Origin of the sequence: Nocardioides sp. NBC_00850 (assembly GCF_045207335.1) — a bacterium.
Taxonomy (GTDB): domain Bacteria; phylum Actinomycetota; class Actinomycetes; order Propionibacteriales; family Nocardioidaceae; genus Nocardioides.
The window spans coordinates 644,587-665,096 of the sequence record NZ_CP108845.1; the positions used below are offsets into that span (position 1 = coordinate 644,587).

18 protein-coding genes and 1 pseudogene are annotated in these 20,510 nt (G+C 69.7%); 9 read left to right on the forward strand and 10 right to left on the reverse strand.

Features of this window, described 5'->3' with window-relative positions; translation table 11 throughout:
- Positions 1–9: 9 nt before the first annotated feature.
- Together OH802_RS03120 and OH802_RS03125 are read left to right on the forward strand one after the other, a co-directional pair.
- The gene (locus OH802_RS03120) at positions 10–330 is read left to right on the forward strand and encodes a PadR family transcriptional regulator (protein ID WP_406025006.1); all 321 of its coding nucleotides are present in this window, start codon (positions 10–12) and stop codon (positions 328–330) included.
- Between the two features lie 126 nt (positions 331–456).
- Positions 457–1,095: a permease prefix domain 1-containing protein gene (locus OH802_RS03125; protein ID WP_406025008.1), complete on the forward strand. Its 639-nt coding sequence runs from the start codon at positions 457–459 to the stop codon at positions 1,093–1,095.
- A 177-nt stretch (positions 1,096–1,272) separates the two neighbouring features.
- Here the strand turns inward: OH802_RS03125 and OH802_RS03130 are convergent, their stop codons facing one another.
- The 4 genes from OH802_RS03130 to OH802_RS03145 all read right to left on the reverse strand — a co-directional run bounded on the left by OH802_RS03130 (position 1,273) and on the right by OH802_RS03145 (position 6,158).
- On the reverse strand, positions 1,273–3,138 hold the full coding sequence (locus tag OH802_RS03130; RefSeq protein ID WP_406025010.1) for a DEAD/DEAH box helicase: 1,866 nt from the start codon (positions 3,136–3,138) through the stop codon (positions 1,273–1,275).
- An 82-nt stretch (positions 3,139–3,220) separates the two neighbouring features.
- Entirely contained in the window at positions 3,221–4,033 is an 813-nt protein-coding gene (locus OH802_RS03135; RefSeq protein ID WP_406025012.1) for an MOSC domain-containing protein, read from the reverse strand.
- 23 nt (positions 4,034–4,056) lie between these two features.
- A complete protein-coding gene (glmS, locus tag OH802_RS03140) occupies positions 4,057–5,880 on the reverse strand; it encodes a glutamine--fructose-6-phosphate transaminase (isomerizing) (protein ID WP_350839942.1) in 1,824 nt (607 codons plus the stop codon).
- Positions 5,881–5,894: 14 nt separating this feature from the next.
- The gene (locus tag OH802_RS03145; RefSeq protein ID WP_406025015.1) at positions 5,895–6,158 is read right to left on the reverse strand and encodes a hypothetical protein; all 264 of its coding nucleotides are present in this window, start codon (positions 6,156–6,158) and stop codon (positions 5,895–5,897) included.
- Between the two features lie 534 nt (positions 6,159–6,692).
- Between OH802_RS03145 and OH802_RS03150 the strand changes: the two genes are divergently transcribed.
- Entirely contained in the window at positions 6,693–7,307 is a 615-nt protein-coding gene (locus OH802_RS03150; RefSeq protein ID WP_406025017.1) for a YceI family protein, read from the forward strand.
- 84 nt (positions 7,308–7,391) lie between these two features.
- On the opposite strand, the gene OH802_RS03155 is transcribed toward OH802_RS03150, so the two are convergent.
- The 3 genes from OH802_RS03155 to OH802_RS03165 all read right to left on the reverse strand — a co-directional run bounded on the left by OH802_RS03155 (position 7,392) and on the right by OH802_RS03165 (position 10,301).
- Positions 7,392–7,880, reverse strand: coding sequence for a hypothetical protein (locus OH802_RS03155; RefSeq protein WP_406025019.1), 489 nt, complete (start codon positions 7,878–7,880; stop codon positions 7,392–7,394).
- A gap of 529 nt (positions 7,881–8,409) precedes the next feature.
- Positions 8,410–10,050 (reverse strand): monocarboxylate uptake permease MctP, encoded by a 1,641-nt coding sequence (gene mctP / locus OH802_RS03160; RefSeq protein ID WP_406025021.1) that lies wholly within the window; start codon positions 10,048–10,050, stop codon positions 8,410–8,412.
- Positions 10,047–10,301 carry a DUF3311 domain-containing protein gene (locus tag OH802_RS03165; protein ID WP_350717928.1) on the reverse strand — a complete coding sequence of 85 codons (255 nt, stop codon included), beginning with the start codon at positions 10,299–10,301 and terminating at the stop codon, positions 10,047–10,049. Before OH802_RS03165 ends, mctP begins: the two co-directional genes overlap by 4 nt.
- A gap of 208 nt (positions 10,302–10,509) precedes the next feature.
- Between OH802_RS03165 and OH802_RS03170 the strand changes: the two are divergent.
- From OH802_RS03170 to OH802_RS03185, 4 genes and pseudogenes are all read left to right on the forward strand, one after another.
- Positions 10,510–10,812: pseudogene (locus OH802_RS03170) on the forward strand (FAD-binding protein); the annotation flags it as partial.
- Positions 10,813–10,943: 131 nt separating this feature from the next.
- Positions 10,944–12,323 (forward strand): flavin-containing monooxygenase, encoded by a 1,380-nt coding sequence (locus OH802_RS03175; RefSeq protein ID WP_406025023.1) that lies wholly within the window; start codon positions 10,944–10,946, stop codon positions 12,321–12,323.
- Entirely contained in the window at positions 12,320–13,336 is a 1,017-nt protein-coding gene (locus OH802_RS03180; RefSeq protein WP_406025025.1) for an SMP-30/gluconolactonase/LRE family protein, read from the forward strand. The genes OH802_RS03175 and OH802_RS03180 overlap by 4 nt, the downstream gene beginning before the upstream one ends.
- 90 nt (positions 13,337–13,426) lie before the next feature.
- Complete coding sequence (locus OH802_RS03185; protein ID WP_406025027.1) at positions 13,427–14,740, forward strand: exo-beta-N-acetylmuramidase NamZ domain-containing protein; 1,314 nt, start codon at positions 13,427–13,429, stop codon at positions 14,738–14,740.
- A gap of 19 nt (positions 14,741–14,759) precedes the next feature.
- Here OH802_RS03185 and eda read toward each other — a convergent pair whose 3' ends face one another.
- A complete protein-coding gene (gene eda / locus OH802_RS03190) occupies positions 14,760–15,389 on the reverse strand; it encodes a bifunctional 4-hydroxy-2-oxoglutarate aldolase/2-dehydro-3-deoxy-phosphogluconate aldolase (protein ID WP_406025029.1) in 630 nt (209 codons plus the stop codon).
- Positions 15,382–17,244: a phosphogluconate dehydratase gene (gene edd / locus OH802_RS03195; protein WP_406025031.1), complete on the reverse strand. Its 1,863-nt coding sequence runs from the start codon at positions 17,242–17,244 to the stop codon at positions 15,382–15,384. The genes eda and edd overlap by 8 nt, the downstream gene beginning before the upstream one ends.
- Positions 17,245–17,351: 107 nt before the next feature.
- On the opposite strand from edd, the gene OH802_RS03200 reads away from it, so the two are divergent.
- The gene (locus OH802_RS03200; protein WP_406025033.1) at positions 17,352–18,515 is read left to right on the forward strand and encodes an ROK family protein; all 1,164 of its coding nucleotides are present in this window, start codon (positions 17,352–17,354) and stop codon (positions 18,513–18,515) included.
- Positions 18,516–18,518: 3 nt separating this feature from the next.
- Here the strand turns inward: OH802_RS03200 and OH802_RS03205 are convergent, their stop codons facing one another.
- On the reverse strand, positions 18,519–19,190 hold the full coding sequence (locus OH802_RS03205) for an SIMPL domain-containing protein (protein WP_406025035.1): 672 nt from the start codon (positions 19,188–19,190) through the stop codon (positions 18,519–18,521).
- Positions 19,191–19,227: 37 nt separating this feature from the next.
- Between OH802_RS03205 and OH802_RS03210 the strand changes: the two genes are divergently transcribed.
- A complete protein-coding gene (locus OH802_RS03210; protein WP_406025037.1) occupies positions 19,228–20,460 on the forward strand; it encodes a low temperature requirement protein A in 1,233 nt (410 codons plus the stop codon).
- Positions 20,461–20,510: the final 50 nt, after the last annotated feature.

Sequence of the window (20,510 nt, forward strand, 5' to 3'; positions counted from 1 at the left end):
GCTGTCTACATGAAAGCCGATGCCCTCCGTGGCCACCTCGACTCGCTGATCCTGGCCGTCGTCGAGAAGCAGCCCCTCCACGGCTACGCGATCATCGAGGCCCTGAGTGCCCGCAGCGGCGGCGAACTCGACCTCCCCACCGGCACCATCTACCCCGCGCTGCGCCGCCTGGAGAAGGCCGGCTACCTCGACAGCTCCTGGTCCGAGGTCGGCGGCCGCAAACGCCGCACCTACGAGCTCTCCTCCGCCGGCCGTAGCGCCCTCGCCGCCGACCGCCAGGAGTGGCGGACCTTCGCCAAGGTCGTCTCCGGCGTACTCGGCGAAGCCTGACCCCTCGCCGAGACGGCACTTCTGTCGGCCGAGACCGCACTTACGTCGGCCGAGTCGGCACTTCTGGCGAGTCATTCAGGGAGTTCCCTGATGTGCCCGACACCGCCGAAGACAGAAGATGAGCGCATGAGCGCCGTCGACGTCTACCTTGCGGACCTGCGCGCCGCGATCCCCGGTCCGAGCTGGACCCGGCGCGACCTCCTGCGGGAGGCCGGCGACCACCTCGAGGACGCGACCGACGCCTACACCGCCGCGGGCTACACGCCCACCGAGGCCGAGGCGCTCGCCCTGCGCGACTTCGGCTCCGTCGCCGACATCACCCCCGGCTTCCGCGACACCGTCGCGATCGGCGCCGCCCGACGTACTGCCATCCTGCTCGTCCTCGTCATGCTCCCCCAGGCCTTCCTGTGGGACGGCGGGATCGAGCTCGGCGCGAGCGCCCACTCAGCCGCGCCGGACAGCGGCCTCTTCCACGTCCTCGACATCGTCATCGGGTACGTCGGCACAGCAGGCGCCGTCGGCGCCCTGGTCGCCCTGGCCGTGACCGCGATCGGTCAGCGCTGGCTCCGGATCGGGCGTCGTACGGCCCGGCTGACCGCCACCTGGTCCCTGGCCACGGCCATGATCGTGCCGATCATCGGCTTCACGATGCTGGCCCTGACCGGCGGCCTCACCGTGTTCCTGGCCTTCAGCGCGCTGGCCTTCATGGCCGCGCCGTTCGCCCTGGTCGCCCTCTCCGCGCAGCGCACCCTCGCCGCCTGCTGAAACACGAGTGCCGCAGCCGCTCTGGCAGCGGTCGCCAGCGGGCTGACGCGTGGGCGAACGCTCGTCGGGCCGTCCCTCTCGCCACTTCCGTCACGGTGCTCAGGCAACGCCTGCACTTCTCAGGCGTTGCAATGCCTGAGAAGTGCAGGGATACCCGGTTAACCGGGTATCCCAACGTCAGTCGAACTTGCGCTTCTGCCGCGGCTTGCGGGGGCGGTCGCCGAAGTCGGAGCTGCTGCCCGGTCGGCCGCCCTTGTCGAAGCGACCGCCGGAGCGACGCACGGGGCCGCCGCCGGAGTCCTCGGAGAGCTCGATGAGCTTGCCGGAGATGCGGGTCGACTCGAGCGCCTTCCAGGTCTCGGGAGCCAGGTCCGCGGGGAGCTCGACGAGCGAGAAGTCGTTGCGGATGGAGATGTTGCCGAAGTCGGCGCGGCGCAGGCCGCCCTCGTTGGCGATGGCGCCGACGATCTGGCGGGGCTCGACGCGGTGGCGCTTGCCGACCTGGATCTTGTAGGTGGCCAGCGGCTGCCCGCTGTGACGCGACGTGCCGGTCTCGCGGCGAGGGCCACGCTCACCACCACGGTCGCTGCCGCGGTCATCGCGACGCCCGCGCCGGTCCTCGTAGGCAGGCTTCTCGGGCTCCGGGTCGAGGAGCAGCGGCTCCTCGCCGTGGAGGACGGCGGCCAGAGCGGCCGCGACGTCGACCTCGGGGATGTCGTGCTCCTCGACGTAGTGACGCACCACGTCGCGGAAGAACTCGATGCGCTCGCCCTCCTGCAGCGCGGCGGTGATGCCGTCGTCGAAGCGGGAGAGGCGGGTCGCGTTGACCTCGTCGACCGAGGGCAGCTGCATCTGCACCGGCTGGGCCTTGGTGTGCTTCTCGATCGCGCGCAGCAGCCACCGCTCACGCGGGGTGACGAACGAGATCGCGTCGCCGGTGCGGCCCGCGCGCCCGGTGCGACCGATGCGGTGGACGTACGCCTCGACATCGGTCGGCAGGTCGTAGTTGACCACGTGCGAGATCCGCTCGACGTCGAGACCGCGAGCCGCGACGTCGGTCGCGACCAGGATGTCCAGCGAGCCGTCCTTGAGCTGGTTGACGGTCTTCTCGCGCTGGGCCTGGGCGATGTCGCCGTTGATCGCGGTCGCGGCGAAGCCACGCGCGCGCAGCTTCTCAGCCAGCGACTCGGTCTCGGACTTGGTGCGCGTGAAGACGATCATGCCCTCGAAGTTCTCGACCTCGAGGATGCGGGTGAGCGCGTCGACCTTCTGGGGGTAGGACACCATCAGGTAGCGCTGGGTGATGTTGGTGGCGGTCTGGGTCTTCGCCTTGACCGAGATCTCCTTCGCATCGCGAAGGTACTTCTTCGACAGCCGGCGGATCTGCGCGGGCATCGTCGCCGAGAAGAGCGCGACCTGCTTGTCCTCGGGGGTGTCGGCGAGGATGGTCTCGACATCCTCCGCGAAGCCCATGTTGAGCATCTCGTCGGCCTCGTCGAGCACCAGGAAGCGCAGCTGGGAGAGGTCGAGCGTGCCCTTCTCCAGGTGGTCCATGATCCGGCCGGGGGTGCCGACGACGACGTGGACGCCGCGACGCAGCGCGGTCAGCTGGGGACCGTAGCCCTGGCCGCCGTAGACCGGCAGGATGCGTACGCCGTCGAGGTTGGACGCGTAACGCTCGAACGCCTCGCACACCTGCAGGGCCAGCTCGCGCGTCGGCGCGAGCACGAGCGCCTGCGGCGCGTTCTGGTAGACGTCGAGGTTCGAGAGCACCGGCAGCGCGAACGCGGCGGTCTTTCCGGTGCCGGTCTGCGCGAGACCGACGACGTCACGGCCCTCGAGCAGCGACGGGATCGTCGCCGCCTGGATCGCCGAAGGCGTCTCGTAGCCGAGCGCCTTCACGGCCTCGAGGACACCGGCGGAGAGGCCGAGTGAGTCGAACGTCGGACCCTGCTCAGCCTCCACGCTGGACCCACCGCTGGGCGCACTCGGCTCCTCGGGCGCGGTAGTGGTGGATACGGCAGATTCAGGGTCGGTGCTCACCCTGCAACGGTAGGCCCATATAGCACGTTCTATGCATTTCTCGGCGCGGTGGGCCCCGTCACTCACCCCTCGCTCGAGCCGCTCAGGAGACGATGACCTCGTCGCCGACCGCGATCTCGCCGGGATGGGCGACGGCGAGATGCACCGCCGCCCAGACCTTGCCGTCCCAGCGGCGATGCTTGGCGAGTGCCCGGAGCGGGTCCTTGCCCGACTCCAGCGTGTCGGCGTCGATGGTCGTCATCACGCACCGGTCGATCGGGGCTGCGACCCGGAACCGAGCGCCACCGATCCCGACCTCCCTCCAGCCGTCCTCGGCGAACGCCTCCGGGGCACCCTCGATCAGCAGGTTGGCACGGAAGCGCTGCGCAGGGACGTCGCCCTCGGCCCACGCGTCGATCTGGTCGGCCGAGGCGTCGGTGATCAGCGACACCGGGGAGGAGTCGTGGAACGCAGCGAACTCACCGGGCCGATACTTGTCCGGGTTCATCGCCCGCTTCGTCGGGTCGGCACACCACATCAGCCTCAGATCGTCGCGGCCGAGCGCCTTCCTCAGCCACGCGTCGGCAGGCTCCCCGACTGCCTGCGCCGTGAGCGACTTCGCGAAGAAACGTACGCCGACGGCCGGCGCCTCCCGCTCGGGCACCGCCACCTCCAACGGGTCCATCTCGGGAGCGTTGAGCAGCAGATCCACGCCCGCCGGCCCGCCGGTCGACGGCGTGTCCGCCACGACCTTGAACAGCTCCCTCACCTCACGAGCCGTCACCAGCTTTCCACTGCCGTCGACGACCATCCACTCGCGGTCTCCCACGATCCCGGCCCGGCCGACGTACGCCTCCTCGACCGGTCTGATCGCCGTCGACTTCACCGGATGGATGTTGATCCCTGCGAGGCGCATGGGGCCCATTGAAGCGGACACCACTACTCGACCGTGACCGATTTAGCGAGGTTCCGGGGCTTGTCGACGTCGTGGCCGAGGGCCTTGGCGGCGTGGAAGGCGATCAGCTGGAGCGGGATGGTCAGCAGGATGGGGTCGAGCTCGACCTCGTTCTTCGGTACGTCCACGCGCAGCGCGTCCAGCTCGCCGAGGTCGACATCGGGGTGGGTGACGACGACCAGCGGCCCGCGGCGGGCGCTGATCTCGTGCAGAGCCGCGACGTTGCGGTCGGTCAGCTCGTCCTGCGGCACGATCGCCACGGTCGGAACGGACTCCGAGATCAGCGCGAGCGGGCCGTGCTTGAGCTCGGAGGTCTGATAGGCCTCGGCGTGCCGGTAGGAGATCTCCTTGAGCTTCTGAGCTCCTTCGCGCGCGACCGGGTAGCCGCGTACGCGACCGACGAAGAACATCGACTCGGCCTCGGCCAGCCGTGCGGCGACCTCCTCGAGGTGGGACTCGCTCTTGAGGATCTCCTCGATCTGGGTCGGCAGCGCCTGCAGGCCGGCGATGAGCCGCTTGCCGTCGGCGATCGAGAGGTCGCGCACGCGGCCCAGCTGGAGCGCCAGCAGCGAGAACGCGACGAACATGTTGGTGAGCGCCTTGGTCGAGGCGACCGCGATCTCCGGACCGGCGTGCAGGTAGATGCCGCCGTCGACCGCGCGCGCGATCGCCGAGCCGACGACATTGACGACGCCGAGCACCCGGCCGCCCTTGCGCTTGATCTCCTGGACGGCGAGCAGCGTGTCGATCGTCTCGCCGGACTGGGACACGGCGACGTAGAGGGTGTCGGGCTCGATGATCGGGTTGCGGTAGCGGAACTCCGACGCTGCCTCGGCGTCGGCGGGGACCCGCGCGAGCTCCTCGATCAGTCCGGCGCCCATCTGGCCGACGTAGTAGGCGGATCCGCAGCCGAGGATCTTCACCCGGCGGATCGCGCGCAGCTCTCGCGGGTCGAGGTTGAGCCCGCCGAGGTGGGCTGTGCCGAACCGTTCGTCGAGCCGGCCACGCAGCGCCCGCTCGACCGAGGACGGCTGCTCCAGGATCTCGGTGAACATCCGCGGCTCGTCGGCGAGCTCGCCGTACTCGTACGCCGACGGATCCACATCGACCTCGCGAGCCGTCGTGGTGGTCGTCGTCAGGTCCTGGCGGAAGGTCGTGAAGCCGGTCGCGGTGATGGTCGCGAGCTCGCCGTCGTCGAGGTGGGCGACGGTGGTGGTGTGGCGTACGACCGCGGCCAGGTCCGAGGCGACGTACATCTCCCCGTCGCCCACGCCGACGATCAGCGGCGAGCCGTTGCGCGCGACGACCATGCGGTCGGGGAAGTCGGCGTGCACGACGGCCAGGCCCCAGGTGCCCTCGACCTGGGAGAGCGCGTCGACGACCTTGGCCTCGAGCGTATCTGCGGTCGACGCTCCGATGAGGTGGGCGAAGACCTCGGTGTCGGTGTCGCTGACCAGCTCGACCCCCGCCTCGGTGAGCCGCTCCCGCAACGAGGCGGCATTGTCGACGATCCCGTTGTGGACGACGGCCACCCGGCCATCGGCGGAGACGTGCGGGTGGGCGTTGGTGTCGTTGGCCGGACCATGGGTCGCCCACCGGGTGTGGCCGATGCCGACCTTGCCGGAGAACCGCTTCGGCAGAGCGTCGACCAGATCGCGTACGCGGCCGGCCTTCTTCACCACCTGGAGCCTGCTGCCCAGCACCGCGACGCCCGCCGAGTCATAGCCGCGGTGCTCCAGCCGGGCCAGCCCCTCGGTGAGCAGGCCGGCGGCCTGCTGGGGTCCGATGTAGCCGACGATTCCGCACATGTGTCCTGTCCGTTCTATCCGTAGATGAGCCGTCGCAGCTGCCGTTCGGTCAGCTGCGGCGCGGCAACGACCCGCGCCCGAAGCTCCTCGGCGAGCTGCGCGAAGATCGCGTCGTTCTTCGCGCCGTAGGTCTTCAGCTGTGCATGGCGGCGGCGTACGTAGGCCTCGACCGGTTCGTCGAAGTACGCCATCACGTCCTCGATCACGCGCGCCGCCTCCGCGGGCCGGAGCCCGGTGGTGGCGACCAGGTGGTCGATCAGCGCTTGCTCGGCCTTCACTCCACCAACTGTGAGCCACTCACGGGACAAGGTTCAAGTTTCTGCCCGATTTCGGGCAGAACTCGCCTTTTAGACCCAAGTGGGGCGCCACACACCCGCAGCGCACCTTTCGGTGTCTCGAAGTGGAGCACGACACGTCATCTGGCGGACTGCTTGGACATCGGAGTGGGGGTGCGGTACCTTAGGTGAACACAAGGTGAACAGGAGGTGTCTGATGAAGGGTAATAAAGTGACTGGCAAGCTCGAGCTCCGCTGGCTCCCCGTCGTCGACCGCCGCGGCCGTAAGCACTTGGAGGCCCGCTGGGTCGAAGTCAGTGCGCCCGCGACCACTCGTCACGCTGCCTGACAACCGCTCAACGCTCCCGAGGCCCGCCCCCGACAGGGGAGCGGGCCTCGTGCGTTTAGGGATAGCGTTGTCACTGCAACCAATTTTCCCTCGTCGTCAGGAAAGGCCACGCGAGCGGGAACATTGGGAGAGATTCCCCCGTTATGATGCTTGCAGTTTCAACCAATTCTTCCAGGAGCACATTCGCTATGGGCATTTTCAGCAAGAAGGACACGGCACCCGCCGAGACCGAGTTCGACACCCCGACCGCCGCCATCGAGGACATCGCGGGTGACTACACCCTCGACGTCGCCCACACCCGCCTGGGCTTCTCGGCTCGCCACGCGATGGTGACCACCGTCCGCGGCTCGTTCAAGGAGTTCGAGGGCACGGCGACGATCGACACCGCCGAGCCGGCCAAGTCCAAGGTCTCGCTGACGATCAAGGCAGCCTCCGTCGACACCGGCAACGCCGACCGCGACGGCCACCTGCTCTCGGGTGACTTCTTCGAGAACGAGGCTCACCCCAACATCACCTTCGAGTCGACCGAGGTCGAGTTCGACGGCGAGACCTGGAACATCACCGGCGACCTGACCATCAAGGGCGTCACCAAGTCGGTCACCGTTCCGTTCGAGCAGACCGGCTCCGCCAAGGACCCGTTCGGCAACACCCGCGTCGGCTTCGAGGGTGCCGTCGCGATCAACCGCACCGACTGGGGCCTCTCCTTCAACGCCGCCCTCGAGACCGGCGGCGTGCTCGTCTCCGAGAAGATCAAGCTCGAGTTCGACATCTCCGCGATCAAGACCGCGGACGAGGCTGCCTGATCCTGAGGTCGATCTGACCCACGAATGCGCTGGGGCCACCGGGAGATCTCCCGGTGGCCCCAGCGCATTTCATCCTTGGATCGCTCAGGGCGCGTCCTGGACGTAGTAGTGCTTCTCCGCCCCGACCCGACCGGTGCCGACGACGTCCACGGACGAAGAGTCACCGGTCGCTCCCCCGGCGAAGCCGACCTGGTCCGTGCCGAGATCGACACCGCGACCGCCACCCAGCGGCGAGCCGGTGTCATCGTCATGGTGGACGACACCACCACCGGCGGCGTTGTCGACCGGAGACTCGACGTGCGCGCGGCCACTGGCCACGACCGTCGTCCCATCGGTCGTCACCGTCACCGCCGCGTCGTTGCCGGCTGCCGCTCCCGAGATCGTCACCGGACCCGCGGGTCCGCGATCCGGAGCCTTGATCGGTTGCTGGGCCACCGAGGCGGCCCGGCTGTCGGCCTGCTCGACGGACTGCGAGTCGGCGCAGGCGACCGCGGCACCGGCGACCATCAAGCCACCTGCCACAAGGGTCACCGCCACCGATCGCCGAAGTCCCCGGAGGACCTTCGAGTTCATCGCGTTCTCCTGACGTGTTCGGGTGTTGAGGGAATGCGGGACCCCGTCAGCGCCTGCACCCGGCGCCCGAGCGCTCGGGGATCGCGGCTGGCGCGGACGGGGTCCCGCCGAGCAGGGCGAGCGAGGTCCTGGTCACGCTCATAGCCCCACCCATCGGACCGGACGGATCGGCAGTCTGAGACGACTGGCCAGCTTCACGCCCGGTGGTAGATCCATGCAGGGCGACGCCCCCCGGCGTCCAATCGCCCACATGGATCCGTTGCTCGGTTCGACACTCGATCGTCACGGCGCGTCCGGCGTCACGAGCCGTCGCGGCACGGCGTACACCGTGGCCTCGACTGCTCGTCGAGGCCGTCACAGCCTCATTGCTCAACATGGACGCTCCCGAGTTCGGTCCGAATCAGAGCCTTCAGTACTTGTTACGTACGTCGATGCGCCGATGTTGCAGTTCTTGGAGAAATATCGAAGAAGTCCCGCAAACACGTCGCCGAGACGTGTTTGCGGGACTTTGTGTCCGAGTCAGTAGCCCTCAGCGCACCTCCGTCGTCGAGCTCAGCTCCTCGACGACACCCTCGTCGCCGGCGTCGACCGAATAGTCCGAAGCCGAGGTGGCGTCCTCACCGTCCGGCACGTTGAGCGCCCTCAGGATCGGGGTCAGGACGACGACCACGATGAGGTTGAGCAGGAACGCGGTGAGCGCGATGTAGATCGGCGTCTCCGTGCCCGGGAACGGCGCCAACGGTCCTCCGAAGTGCTCCTGCGTGGGCGAGGAGACGCCGTACGCGACGATCGTCCCGTACGCCATCCCGACCGCCCAGCCGGCCAGGACCGCCCAGCGGTGGAACCACCGGGTGTAGAGGCCGACGACGATCGCCGGCAGCGTCTGCAGGATCCAGACACCGCCGAGCAACTGCAGGTTGATGGCGTACGACTTCGAGAGCGCCAGCACGAAGATCAGCGCCCCGAACTTCACGACCAGGGACACGATCTTGGCCTGCTTGGCCTCGTCCTGCGGGGTCGCGTCGGGCTTCAGGTACGCCTTGTAGATGTTGCGCGTCCACAGGTTGGCGGCCGCGATCGACATGATCGCCGCCGGCACCAGCGCACCGATGATGACGGCCGCGTACGCGACACCCGCGAACCACGCCGGGAACTGGTCCTCGAAGAGCTGCGGGATCGCCAGCTGCGGGTTCGGCGGGTCGCCGACCATCACCCCGGCCGCGAGGGCCACGAACCCGAGCAGCGCCAGGAGCCCCAGCAGGAACGAGTACGCCGGCAGCAGCGAGGCGTTGCGGCGGATCACGTTGCGGCTTCGGGTGGAGAGGACGCCGGTGATCGAGTGCGGGTACATGAACAGCGCCAGCGCCGATCCGAGGGCCAGGGAGGCGTAGGCCCACTGGCCGGCCGCCTGCGTCGGGAACAGCGCCTTCGGGGCGGCGTCGCCGGCGGCGATCGCGTCGGCGTTCTCGGTGTTGAACGTGTCGAAGCTGTTCTGCACAGTCTCGAAGATGTTGCCCCAGCCACCGAGCTGCGACGGGATGTAGATGATCGCCACGATGATCACGATGTAGATCAGCGAGTCCTTCACGAACGCGATCAGCGCCGGCGCCCGCAGCCCGGAGGAGTACGTGTAGGCGGCCAGCACCGCGAACGCGATGAAGAGCGGCAGGTCACGGATGAACCAGTTCGAGGAGTCGCTCTGCAGACCCATGACCTCGAGCACGACCTCCATGCCCACCAGCTGCAGCGCGATGTAGGGCATCGTGGCCAGCAGGCCGGTGACCGCGACGGCCAGACCCAGGGACCTGGACCCGTAGCGGCCGACGACGAAGTCGGCCGGGGTGACGTACCCGTGCTCGTGCGAGACCGACCACAGCTTCGGCAGGAACGCGAAGATCAGCGGGTAGACGAGGATCGTGTAGGGCACCGCGAAGAACCCGACCGCCGAGCCGGCGAACAGCGTCGCGGGCACCGCGATGAAGGTGTACGCCGTGTAGAGGTCGCCTCCGATGAGGAACCAGGCCACGAACGTACCGAAGCCACGGCCACCCAGACCCCACTCGTCGAGGTTGTCCATCGACTTCGCCCGGCGCCAGCGCGCGGCGGAGAAGCCGAGGATCGTGACCAGCAGGAAGAGGAAGGCGAAGACGGAGACTGCTACCGCGCTCACTGGCCACCCTCCTTCCACGGACGCCCGGCGGCGGCACGGTCACGCCGGAACGCGGCCTTGGCGACGAAGTAGGCGATGGTCGTGAACAGGACCGAACAGGGGATGAGGACGAGCTGGAACCAGAAGTAGAACGGGAATCCGGCGAACGTCGGGTCCTCCTTCGCGTACAGCGGCACCGCGAGTGACGGCGCTGCTGCCGCGAACAGGAGGACCCCGACAAGGATCCACGAGCCCTTGGACGAGGACGGCATGGGTCACCTCCGAGATCTGTCGAAGTGGGGTTGGACGACCTGTGACCTTGGTCACATTCAGGGGTCGTGTCCAGCCCAATTCGACCGACACGACGACGAACGGTCGATCTGCCGGGACGAACGGTCGCAGCCGAGTCCGATTCGCCTCCGCGGACGGTTCGTACGCTGCTAGTTTCCGCCCGTGACTTCCCCCCACTCGGGTGATGGCATGCCCGGATCACACCCACCGATCACGGCCACGGAGCTCGCCGCCGCCCGGGCCAAGTACACCCAGGAGCGCGAGCGCAGAGTGCGGCCGGACGGTCTCGGCCAGTACCGCCGGCTCGTGTCCGATCCCACCGCCGCCCCGCTCGACCCGTTCACCGAACGTGTCGAGCGGCCACCCCTCACCGACCACGTCGACGCCCTCGTCATCGGCGCAGGGCTCGGCGGGCTGCAGACCGCGATCCGGCTGCGCCAGGCGGGCCTCGAGCGGATCCGGCTGATCGACGACGGCGGCGACGTCGGCGGCACCTGGTACTGGAATCGCTACCCCGGCGTCCACTGCGACATCGAGTCCTACCTCTACATGCCGATGCTGGAGGAGGTCGGGTACGTCCCGCGCGCTGGCGCTACGCGCCCGGCGAGGAGATCCGCCGGCACATGGTCGCGCTCGCGGAGAGGTTCGACCTCTACCGCGACGCCGCCTTCCACACCTCGGCGACCGAGCTGCGCTGGGACGAGGACGGCGCCAGGTGGCACGTCGGAACCGACCGTGACGACGCGTTCACGGCGACCTATGTCGTCGTCTCCTCGGGTTCGCTGTCGCTGGCCAAGCTGCCGGGGATCGAGGGGATCGAGGGCTTCCGCGGGCGGGCGTTCCACACCAGCCGGTGGGACTACGGCTACACCGGCGGCGACGCGTCCGGTGGGCTGGTCGGGCTCGCGGACAAGCGGGTCGCGGTGGTCGGGACCGGGGCCACCGGGATCCAGGTGGTGCCGATGGTCGCGGAGCATGCTGCCCGGACATACGTCTTCCAGCGGACGCCGGCGACCGTCGACGTGCGCGACAACCGGCCGACCGACCCCGAATGGGCCGCCTCGCTGACGCCCGGGTGGCAGAAGCGGCGGATGGACAACTTCCTGGCGATCATGGCTGGGGAACCCGTCGCCGAGGACGTCGTCCAGGACTCGTGGACCGCCAACGCCGGGCTGCAGCGGAAGATGATCACCGGACGGATCGACCGCTCCGGCGACCCCGCGGAGCGCGAGCTGGCCGAGGAGATCCTCGACCTGGCGACCATGAACCGGCTCCGCGACCGGGTCGCTGCCACCGTCCGCGACCAGGAGACGGCGGAGGCGCTCAAGCCCTTCTACCGCTACCAGTGCAAGCGGCCGGGCTTCAGCGACGACTACCTGGAGGCGTTCAACCGACCGAGCGTGACGCTGGTCGACACCGCCGACACCCACGGCATCACCCGGATGATCGAGACCGGGATCGTCGTCGGCGACCGGGAGTACGAGGTCGACTGCGTCATCTTCGCGACCGGCTTCGAGACCGGCATCTCCGGTCTTCTCTCCGGGTCGCTGATGGTCCACGGTCGCGGCGGGACCAGCTACTTCGAGTCGCTGATGAGCGGGTTCCGTACGCTGCACGGCTTCTACAGCCATGGCTTCCCGAACCTCTTCCAGCTCTCGCTGTTCCAGAACGCCAACTCGGTCAACTACTCCCACATCCTCAGCGAGCAGGCGCGCCACATCGGCCTGGTCGTCGCCGCCGCGCGCTCGCGCGGGGCGGCCTATGTCGAACCGTCGCGCGAGGCCACCGAGGCCTGGGCGCGGGTCGTCGAGGAGTCGGCCAACGACAACCTCGACTTCCTGCGCACGTGCACGCCCGGCTACTACAACAGCGAGGGCCAGCCCGCCGAGATGAAGATCTCCTACGGCCCGGGGCCGGTCGCGTTCCACCGGCTGCTCGAGGAGTGGCGCCGCACATCCATCGACGAGGTCCTCGTCGACCTTCCCCCTAGGAGAATGAGATGAACCGACGTACGTCCGTCCCTGCTGTCGCGCTCGCGGGTGCACTGGTCGCCGGCGCGCTGGTCGGTCCCTCCGGCGCGGTGGCGCACCCGCAGTGGCCGCGGGAGATCATCGCCGAGCAGGTGGTCAGGGCGACCAGCCCGCACCCCGGGCTCAACATGACCCTGCTCGAGGGCCCGACGTTCGGCGCCGACGGCGACCTCTACTTCGTCGACGTGGTGGCCTCCTCGCCGGCGCCGAAGGTGCTGCGGCTCGACGCTGCCTCGCGGGAGGTCTCCGGCTTCTTCACCGACGAGGCCGGGGCCTACACGTCAGCGCAATGGAGTCCCGTCGACGGCCGGCTCTACCTGACCGACTACCAGGGCACGATCCGCAGCGTCGCAGCGGACGGCAGCGACCCGCGCACGGTCTTCGCCGGTGCGGTCGAGGGCAGCCCGATGAATCCCGACGACCTGACCTTCGACCCCGAGGGCAACATGTACGTCACCGACCTGACCGGCTACCTCGACCCGGCCAAGGAGCCGGTGGGCAGGGTCGTACGCATCGCCGCCGACGGCTCGAGCGCGACCGTGCTGGCCGACGAGCTCGCCGCCCCGAACGGCATCTCCTTCGACCGCCGCTACCGCGGGCTCTACGTGAGCACCCTGTGGGAGAACCGGATCAGCTATCTGGCCCTCGACCGGTCGCGCACCTCGGTCGTCGCCACCCGGACCGTCGCCGAGGTCGACGACGGCCCCGCTGAGACCGAGACCGACTCCAACGCCGTCGACGCGGCCGGCAACATCTACCAGGCCACCCACGGCGAGCCGGTCATCCGCGTCTTCTCCCGGCACGGCCGGCCGCTCGCGACCGTCCGGGTCCCGGCCGCCGACCGGGCCGGGCTCACCTCAGCGACCAACATCGCGATCCGACCCGGGACCAAGAAGGCGTACGTCACCGTCTCCGGCGACGCGGGCGGCTTCATCTACAGCTTCGACGCGCTGGCCAAGGGCATCCGGCAGTCCAACGGCGGCTAGGGCGGTCGCCGCCAGGAATTCGCCTGCCGAGCGACGCCGTCAGGGCTAGCCTGCAAGGTGATCCGCACCCCTCGGCACAGGAGCGCCCCCATGAGCACTGAAGTCCCCAGGATCGACCGGCGCCGTCTGCTCGGCGCTGCCGCAGCCGGCGCCGTGGCAGCGCCGCTTCTCACCGGTTCGGCGGGAGCCTCGACCGAGCAGGTCTCACCGCTGGGCGGTGGCGAGGCGGTCAGGACCGGCGCCGAGCGAGCCGCCGGCGACGGCTGGTCGGTGCTCTCGGGCGACCGGGTCGGCGTCATCACCAACCCCACCGGCGTGCTCCGCAACCTGCGCAACATCGTCGACGAGATGCACGAGTCGGGGGCGGTCGAGATCGCCGGTGTCTTCGGACCGGAGCACGGCTTCCGCGGCACGGCCCAGGCGGGCGGCTCGGAGGGCACCTTCGTCGACGAGCGCACCGGGCTGACCGTCTATGACGCCTACGGCGCCAACGTGGCGAAGATGACCGAGCTGTTCACGACCGCCGACGTCGAGACCGTCGTCTTCGACATCCAGGACGTCGGCTCCCGGTTCTACACCTACATCTGGACGATGTGGACGGCGATGCAGGCGGCCGTCGCGACCGACAAGCGCTTCGTGGTCCTCGACCGCCCCAACCCCGTGGGCGGGACCGCCCGCGGACCGATGATGACCGCGGCGTACACCTCGGGCGTCGGCGCCCGCGAGATCGTCCAGCAGCACGGGATGTCGGTCGGCGAGCTGGCCCGGTTCTTCGACGGCGAGTTCCTCGAGGAGCACGCCGGCGGGCGGCTGGCGCAGCTCGACGTCGTCCAGGTCTCCGGATGGCGGAGAAGGACGTTGTACGCCGACACCGGGCTCGACTTCGTCCTGCCGAGCCCCAACATGCCGACCCCCGACACCGCGCTGGCCTACCCCGGCACCTGCATGTTCGAGGGCACCAACCTCTCCGAGGGGCGAGGCACCACCAAGCCGTTCGAGCTGATCGGGGCGCCGTTCGTCGACCACCGCTGGGCCGCGGCGCTCGAGGAGGCGAACCTTCCGGGCGTGACGTTCCGGGAGGCGTACTTCAACCCCTCGGTCAACAAGTTCGCCGGCCAGGTCTGCGGCGGAGTGCAGGTCACGATCCAGGACCGCGACCGCTTCGACCCCGTCCGCACCGGCGTCGAGATGCTGGTCACCGCCAAGGCCCTCTACCCGGAGTTCGCCTGGCGCCAGGACTCCTGGGACACCGCCCGGCCGTTCTGGATCGACAAGCTCACCGGATCGACGAGGCTGCGTACGCAGATCGACGCGGGCGCCACCGGCGACGAGGTCGAGGCGGCCTGGCGAGACGAGCTCGCCGCCTTCGACTCGACCCGTCGCCAGTACCTGCTCTACCGCTGACCTCGCCCACCCGGCGAGGTCAGCGGAGAGCGGCGGTGGCGGCTGCGAGCGCGGTGACGCGGTCCCAGTCGCCGGAGGCGAGCGCGTCGGCGGGGGTGAGCCAGGAACCGCCGACGCAGCCGACGTTGGCGAGGCCGAGGTAGCTGGGCGCGGTGGCGAGCGTGATGCCGCCGGTGGGGCAGAAGCGTGCGTCGGGGAGCACGGACGGCAGCGAGCCCAGGTACTTGGCACCACCGGAGGCCTCGGCCGGGAAGAACTTCATCGCGGTGTGACCGGTCTCGAGCACCGCGAGGGCCTCGGAGACGGTGGCGGTGCCGGGCAGGAACGGCAGGCCGGTGTCGCGCATCGCGCCGAGCAGCGTCGGGGTGGCACCCGGCGAGACCAGGAACTGGGCCCCGGCCGCGGCGGCCTCCTTCGCGAGCATGGGAGTGGTCACGGTGCCGGCGCCGATCAGGACCTCCGGCACCTCCTCGGCGATGGCCCGGATCGCGTCGAGCGCCACCGGCGTACGCAGGGTCAGCTCGACCACGGGCACGCCACCCTCGGCGAGAGCGCGGGCCACGGGCACCGCCTGGTCGACGGAGTCGACGACGACGACCGGGATCACCGGGGAGAGGTCGAGCAGGTGGGCGGAGGTGAGGTCAGACATGAACGGGGGTCTCCTGGGGCGAGGCGAACTGGAAGACGGACGCGCCGGTGTCGGCGGAGCCGACGGTGGCACGGAAGGCGGAGAAGAGCTCTCGGCCGGTGCCGCGCCACTCGGCGTCGAGCGGTGCCCGACCGGTGGTGGGACGGTGCGCGAACTCGTCGGCGTCGACCCCGATGCTCAGGGTGCCGGCGACGGCGTCGACGGTGATCAGGTCGCCGTCCTGCACGCGGGCGAGCGGACCGCCGAGCGCGGCCTCGGGAGTGAGGTGGATGGCCGCGGGCACCTTCCCCGACGCACCGGACATCCGGCCGTCGGTGACGATGGCGACGTGCTGGCCGCGATCCTGCATCACCCCGAGCGCCGGGGTGAGCTTGTGCAGCTCGGGCATGCCGTTGGCCGCGGGGCCCTGGTAGCGCAGCACCGCGACGAAGTCACGACCGTCGAGGCGCTTCTCGGAGAAGGCGGTGAGGAAGTCGGCCTGGTCGTCGAAGACGATCGCGGGGGCGGAGACCACCTGGTGCTCGGGCGCGACCGCCGAGGTCTTGATGACGGCGGTGCCGAGCTCGCCGGTGAGCACCCGCAGGCCACCGTCGGGTGAGAACGGGTCGTCGGCCGGGCGCAGCACGTCGAGGTCGCCTGAGATCGGGGCGCCCTCGACGAACTCGATCTCGCCGTCGCGGGTGAGCCGCGACTCCTGGGTGTAGGCCGACAGGCCCGGGCCCAGGATCGTGGTCACGTCCTCGTGGAGCAGCCCGGCCTCGAGCAGCGTGCGGACCAGGAAGCTGACGCCGCCGGCCGCGTGGAAGTGGTTCACGTCGGCGGAGCCGTTGGGGTACATCCGGCTGATCGACGGGACCACCGGCGACAGGTCGGAGATGTCGGCCCAGGTCAGCTGGATCCCGGCGGCGCGGGCGATCGCGACCAGGTGAAGGGTGTGGTTGGTGCTCCCGCCGGAGGCGAGGAGGGCGACACACGCGTTGATGATCGACTTCTCGTCGATCATCTCGCCCACGCCCGGACCGCCGGTGAGCGCCAGCTCGGTGGCACGGGCGGCGGCGGCGCGGTTGAGCGCGGCCCGCAGCAGGGTGTCCGGCGAGGCGAACGAGGAGCCCGGCAGGTGCAGGCCGAGCACCTCCATCAGCAGCTGGTTGGAGTTGGCGGTGCCGTAGAAGGTGCAGGTGCCGCGGGAGTGGTAGCTGGCGGCCTCGGCCTCGAGCAGCTCTTCCCGCGTGGCCTCGCCTGCTGCGTACCGCTGTCGGACGCGGGCCTTCTCCTTGTTGGGGAGCCCCGAGGACATCGGGCCGGCCGGCACGAAGACGGTCGGCAGGTGACCGAACGAGAGGGCCCCGATCAGCAGGCCGGGCACGATCTTGTCGCACACGCCGAGCATCAGCGCGGCGTCGAACATGTCGTGCGAGAGGGCGATCCCGGCCGACATCGCGATCACGTCGCGGGAGAAGAGGGAGACCTGCATCCCGTCGCGACCCTGGGTGATGCCGTCGCACATCGCGGGTACGCCGCCGGCGACCTGCGCCAGCCCGCCGGCCCGCATCACCGCGGCCTTGAGGAGAGGCGGGTAGGTCTCGTAGGGCGCGTGCGCCGAGAGCATGTCGTTGTAGGAGGTCACGATCGCGACGTTGGGCTTCGCGGCGGGGGTGACCACCTTGAGCTCGGCCTTCGTCGGCGCGGTGGAGGCTGCGAAGCCGTGGGCCAGGTTGCTGCACGCGAGCCGGCCGCGGGCAGGCCCGGTCGCGCGGGCGGAGGCGATGCGGGCCAGGTAGTCGGCCCGCGTGGCTGCGGAACGCTCGATGAGACGCGCGGTGACGTCAGCGACGGTGGGGGATACGGCAGTCACGGGTCCTCCAAAAGGCAGTGTGCTTTCGCACACCTTGACACGATCTTTGGATCGATACAAGTAAATCTTTGGTACACGAAAGACATAAGGGGCGTACGCTTCACCCCATGCCCGAGATGACAACCGCCGCCGACGTCCTCGCTCTGGTGCGCTCCGGACGCGCCCTGACCCGCAGCGATCTGCAGAAGACGACCGGTCTGTCGCGTACGGCTGTGGTCTCCCGGGTCTCGGCTCTCGTCGACGCCGGACTGATCCTCACCGGGGAGGAGCTCGCCTCCACCGGTGGCCGCCCGCCGGGCTCGCTGACCTTCAACGCGGACGCCGGGGTGGTGCTGGCGGTGGCGATCGGGCGCTCACGAAGCCAGCTCGCCGTCTTCGACCTCGACGGCCGCGAGCTCGCCGGCGACACCCGGGACCACGAGGTCGGGATCGCCGCCGACGACCTCATGCCCGACGTGACCGACCGGCTCGAGCGGCTCCTCGATGGCATCGAGCCGCCGGTGCTCGGGGTCGGGATGAGCCTGCCCGGCGTCGTCGACCCCGTCCGCCTGGTCTCGGTCGACTCACCGGTGATGCGGGGCTGGGACGGCGTCGCGCTCGACCCCTACTTCGACCGGCTCACCGACGGACCGCTTGTTCTCGTCAACGACACCGACGCCCTGGCCACGGCCGAGCTCTTCGGCAGCGGGCTGCACCCGCGTGACGCACTCGTCGTGAAGGCGTCGACCGGCCTCGGTCTGGCGGTCATCGCCGACGGCCGGGTGCTGCGCGGCCACGCCGGTGCCGTCGGCGAGATCGGGCACACCCGGGTCGAGTCCGCCGGCGAGCGCCCCTGCCGGTGCGGGGCAACCGGGTGCCTGGAGACGGTCGCGGCCGGCTGGGCGCTGACCCAGGGCCTGGTCGACTCCGGCGTCTCCGCCGGACACATCCGCGACCTGGTCGCCGCCGCGCTCGCCGGCGACGCCATCGCCCGCGGCCTGCTGCGCGAGGCCGGTCGCCAGCTCGGCGAGGTGCTGGCGATCGCGATCAACCTGCTCAACCCCGAGGTGGTCGTCATCGGTGGCGACATGGCGGGTGCCTTCGACCTCTACACCGCGGGCGTACGCGAGACCGTCTACTCGCGCTCGACCGCCCTGGCCACCCGCGACCTGACCTTCGTCCCCTCCACCCACGCCGACTCCACCGGCATGGTCGGCTGTGCCGCGGTGGTCATCAACCACCTGCTCTCCCCCGAGCGTCTCGACGCCCACCTCGACGCCGTCGCGAAATGAGCCCTACTTCGCTCCGACGGTGAAGGCTGCTTCGACCTCGGCGTAGACCGAGATGTCGTCGGGATCGAAGGCCAGATCGGGTGCGCCCGAGCCCGACTTCCGGGCTGCGGCGGGGGCCATCTCCATGTCCATCGCCGACGCGTACGTCACCTCGCGGCTGACGCCGACGTCGTTGATGCTCCGGACCGCGACCGGGCCGAGGTCGAGCGCGTCGGCGTAGTCCTGCGCGCGCACCTTGGCCTGGCGCACTGCCTCCTGGCGTACGTCACGCTCGACCTTCAGCCGGCTCTCCTTGGTCAGCTGCCACGAGACGTGGTCGACCCGGAGACCCTCATTGCCCGCGGCGCGGCCGACCCATGTCGCCAGCGCCTTGAAGTCGACGAACTCCGCCCAGAGACCGACCGTGGCACGGTGCACCAGCGGCAGCTGCTTACCGTCCTTGTGCCAGGGCCGCTCGGCCGAGGTGCGCGCCCGCTGGATGACGAGCCTCTTGATCGCGCCCTCCTGCTCGAGCCGCTCGAGCTCCGTACGCACGCCGTGCAGCCCACGCCGCAGCTGCTCCATCACCGGCTCCGGCGCGGGACCGTCGAACCGGATCTCGGCGGACACCACCCCTCGCTCCGGCGCCACCTCGACACTGTGCGACCCGCGCACCTTGATCAGGATTTCGCTCATGTCAGGAAACGTACGCCCGACGTCCTATCCTCACCACGTGAACGCAACCAGCCGCCTGCGCCAGATGACCGGACGCGACCCGCACGAGGAGCATCGGGCCGCGACTCCCTTGGAGCTGCTCTTCGACCTCACCTTCGTCGTGGCCTTCGGCATGAGCGGCAACGAGCTGGCCCACCAGCTCGCGGAGGGCCACGTCGCGGCGGGGGTCGTGGCCTTCTGCTTCGCCTCGTTCGCGATCTGCTGGGCGTGGATCAACTACTCCTGGATGGCCTCGGCGTACGACACCGACGACTGGGCGTTCCGGCTGCTCACGATGGTGCAGATGGTCGGCGTGATCATCATGGCCCTCGGCCTGCCGGAGATGTTCGAGAGCGTCCACGAGGGCGACCAGCTCCACAACGAGATCATGATCGCCGGGTACGTCGTGATGCGGGTCGCGCTCTGTGGCCAGTGGCTGCGCGCCTGGCGCCAGGACCCGGGCCGGCGCGGGGCACACCGGGTCTACCTCGTCTCCGTTCTCGGTTCGCAGGTGCTCTGGTGCGTCATCGCCATCCTGCCGCTCGACGTGGCGGCGGCGTTCGCCGCGATGATGGTGCCCCTGGTGATCGAGCTCGTCGGGCCGTTCATCGCCGAACGCCACTTCGGCGGCACTCCCTGGCACGCCGACCACATCGCCGAGCGCTACGGCCTGCTGACGATCATCACCCTCGGCGAGGGTGTGATCGGCACCGTCGCGGTGATGTCCGCGATCGTCCACGAGCCCGAGCTGGGGTGGAGCCTCGACGCGATCCTGCTGCTCGCCGCCGGTATCGGCCTGACCTTCGGCCAGTGGTGGACCTACTTCACGATCCCCTGGGCCACCATGCTCGAGCGGCGACGTGACCGCTCGTTCCTGTGGGGCTACGGCCACATCCTGCTCTTCGCCGCGATCGCGGCCACCGGAGCCGGCCTGCACGTCGCCGCCTACCTGCTCGAGCACCACTCCAAGCTCGGCGAGGTCGGCACGGTCATCTCCGTCGCGCTCCCCGTCGGCGTGTACGCCCTGGTCCTCTATCTCCTCTACAACATGTTCATGCACGTCATCGACCCGTTCCACATCCTCCTGGTCGCCCTCACCGTGGCCGTGCTCGTCGCGAGCGTCGCGATGGCGATCGCGGGCGTGCCGGTGGCCTGGTGCCTCGTCGTCGTCGCCCTCGCGCCAGTCGTCACCATCGTCGGCTACGAGGCCGTCGGACACCGCCACCTCGCCAGCCACCTCGACGCCCTCTGACCCACCCCTCACATGAGCAGGTGCCCCACACTCGAGAGCGTGGGGCACCT

Coding starts and splice junctions, on each gene's coding strand:
- OH802_RS03120 (WP_406025006.1), top strand. CDS start 10: ATGAAAGCCGATGCCCTCCGTGGCCACCTCGACTCGCTGATCCTGGCC.
- OH802_RS03125 (WP_406025008.1), top strand. CDS start 457: ATGAGCGCCGTCGACGTCTACCTTGCGGACCTGCGCGCCGCGATCCCC.
- OH802_RS03135 (WP_406025012.1), bottom strand. CDS start 4,033: ATGCGCCTCGCAGGGATCAACATCCATCCGGTGAAGTCGACGGCGATC.
- glmS (WP_350839942.1), bottom strand. CDS start 5,880: ATGTGCGGAATCGTCGGCTACATCGGACCCCAGCAGGCCGCCGGCCTG.
- OH802_RS03150 (WP_406025017.1), top strand. CDS start 6,693: ATGGGCATTTTCAGCAAGAAGGACACGGCACCCGCCGAGACCGAGTTC.
- OH802_RS03155 (WP_406025019.1), bottom strand. CDS start 7,880: ATGAACTCGAAGGTCCTCCGGGGACTTCGGCGATCGGTGGCGGTGACC.
- OH802_RS03165 (WP_350717928.1), bottom strand. CDS start 10,301: ATGCCGTCCTCGTCCAAGGGCTCGTGGATCCTTGTCGGGGTCCTCCTG.
- OH802_RS03175 (WP_406025023.1), top strand. CDS start 10,944: ATGGTCGCGCTCGCGGAGAGGTTCGACCTCTACCGCGACGCCGCCTTC.
- OH802_RS03180 (WP_406025025.1), top strand. CDS start 12,320: ATGAACCGACGTACGTCCGTCCCTGCTGTCGCGCTCGCGGGTGCACTG.
- OH802_RS03185 (WP_406025027.1), top strand. CDS start 13,427: ATGAGCACTGAAGTCCCCAGGATCGACCGGCGCCGTCTGCTCGGCGCT.
- eda (WP_406025029.1), bottom strand. CDS start 15,389: ATGTCTGACCTCACCTCCGCCCACCTGCTCGACCTCTCCCCGGTGATC.
- OH802_RS03200 (WP_406025033.1), top strand. CDS start 17,352: ATGCCCGAGATGACAACCGCCGCCGACGTCCTCGCTCTGGTGCGCTCC.
- OH802_RS03205 (WP_406025035.1), bottom strand. CDS start 19,190: ATGAGCGAAATCCTGATCAAGGTGCGCGGGTCGCACAGTGTCGAGGTG.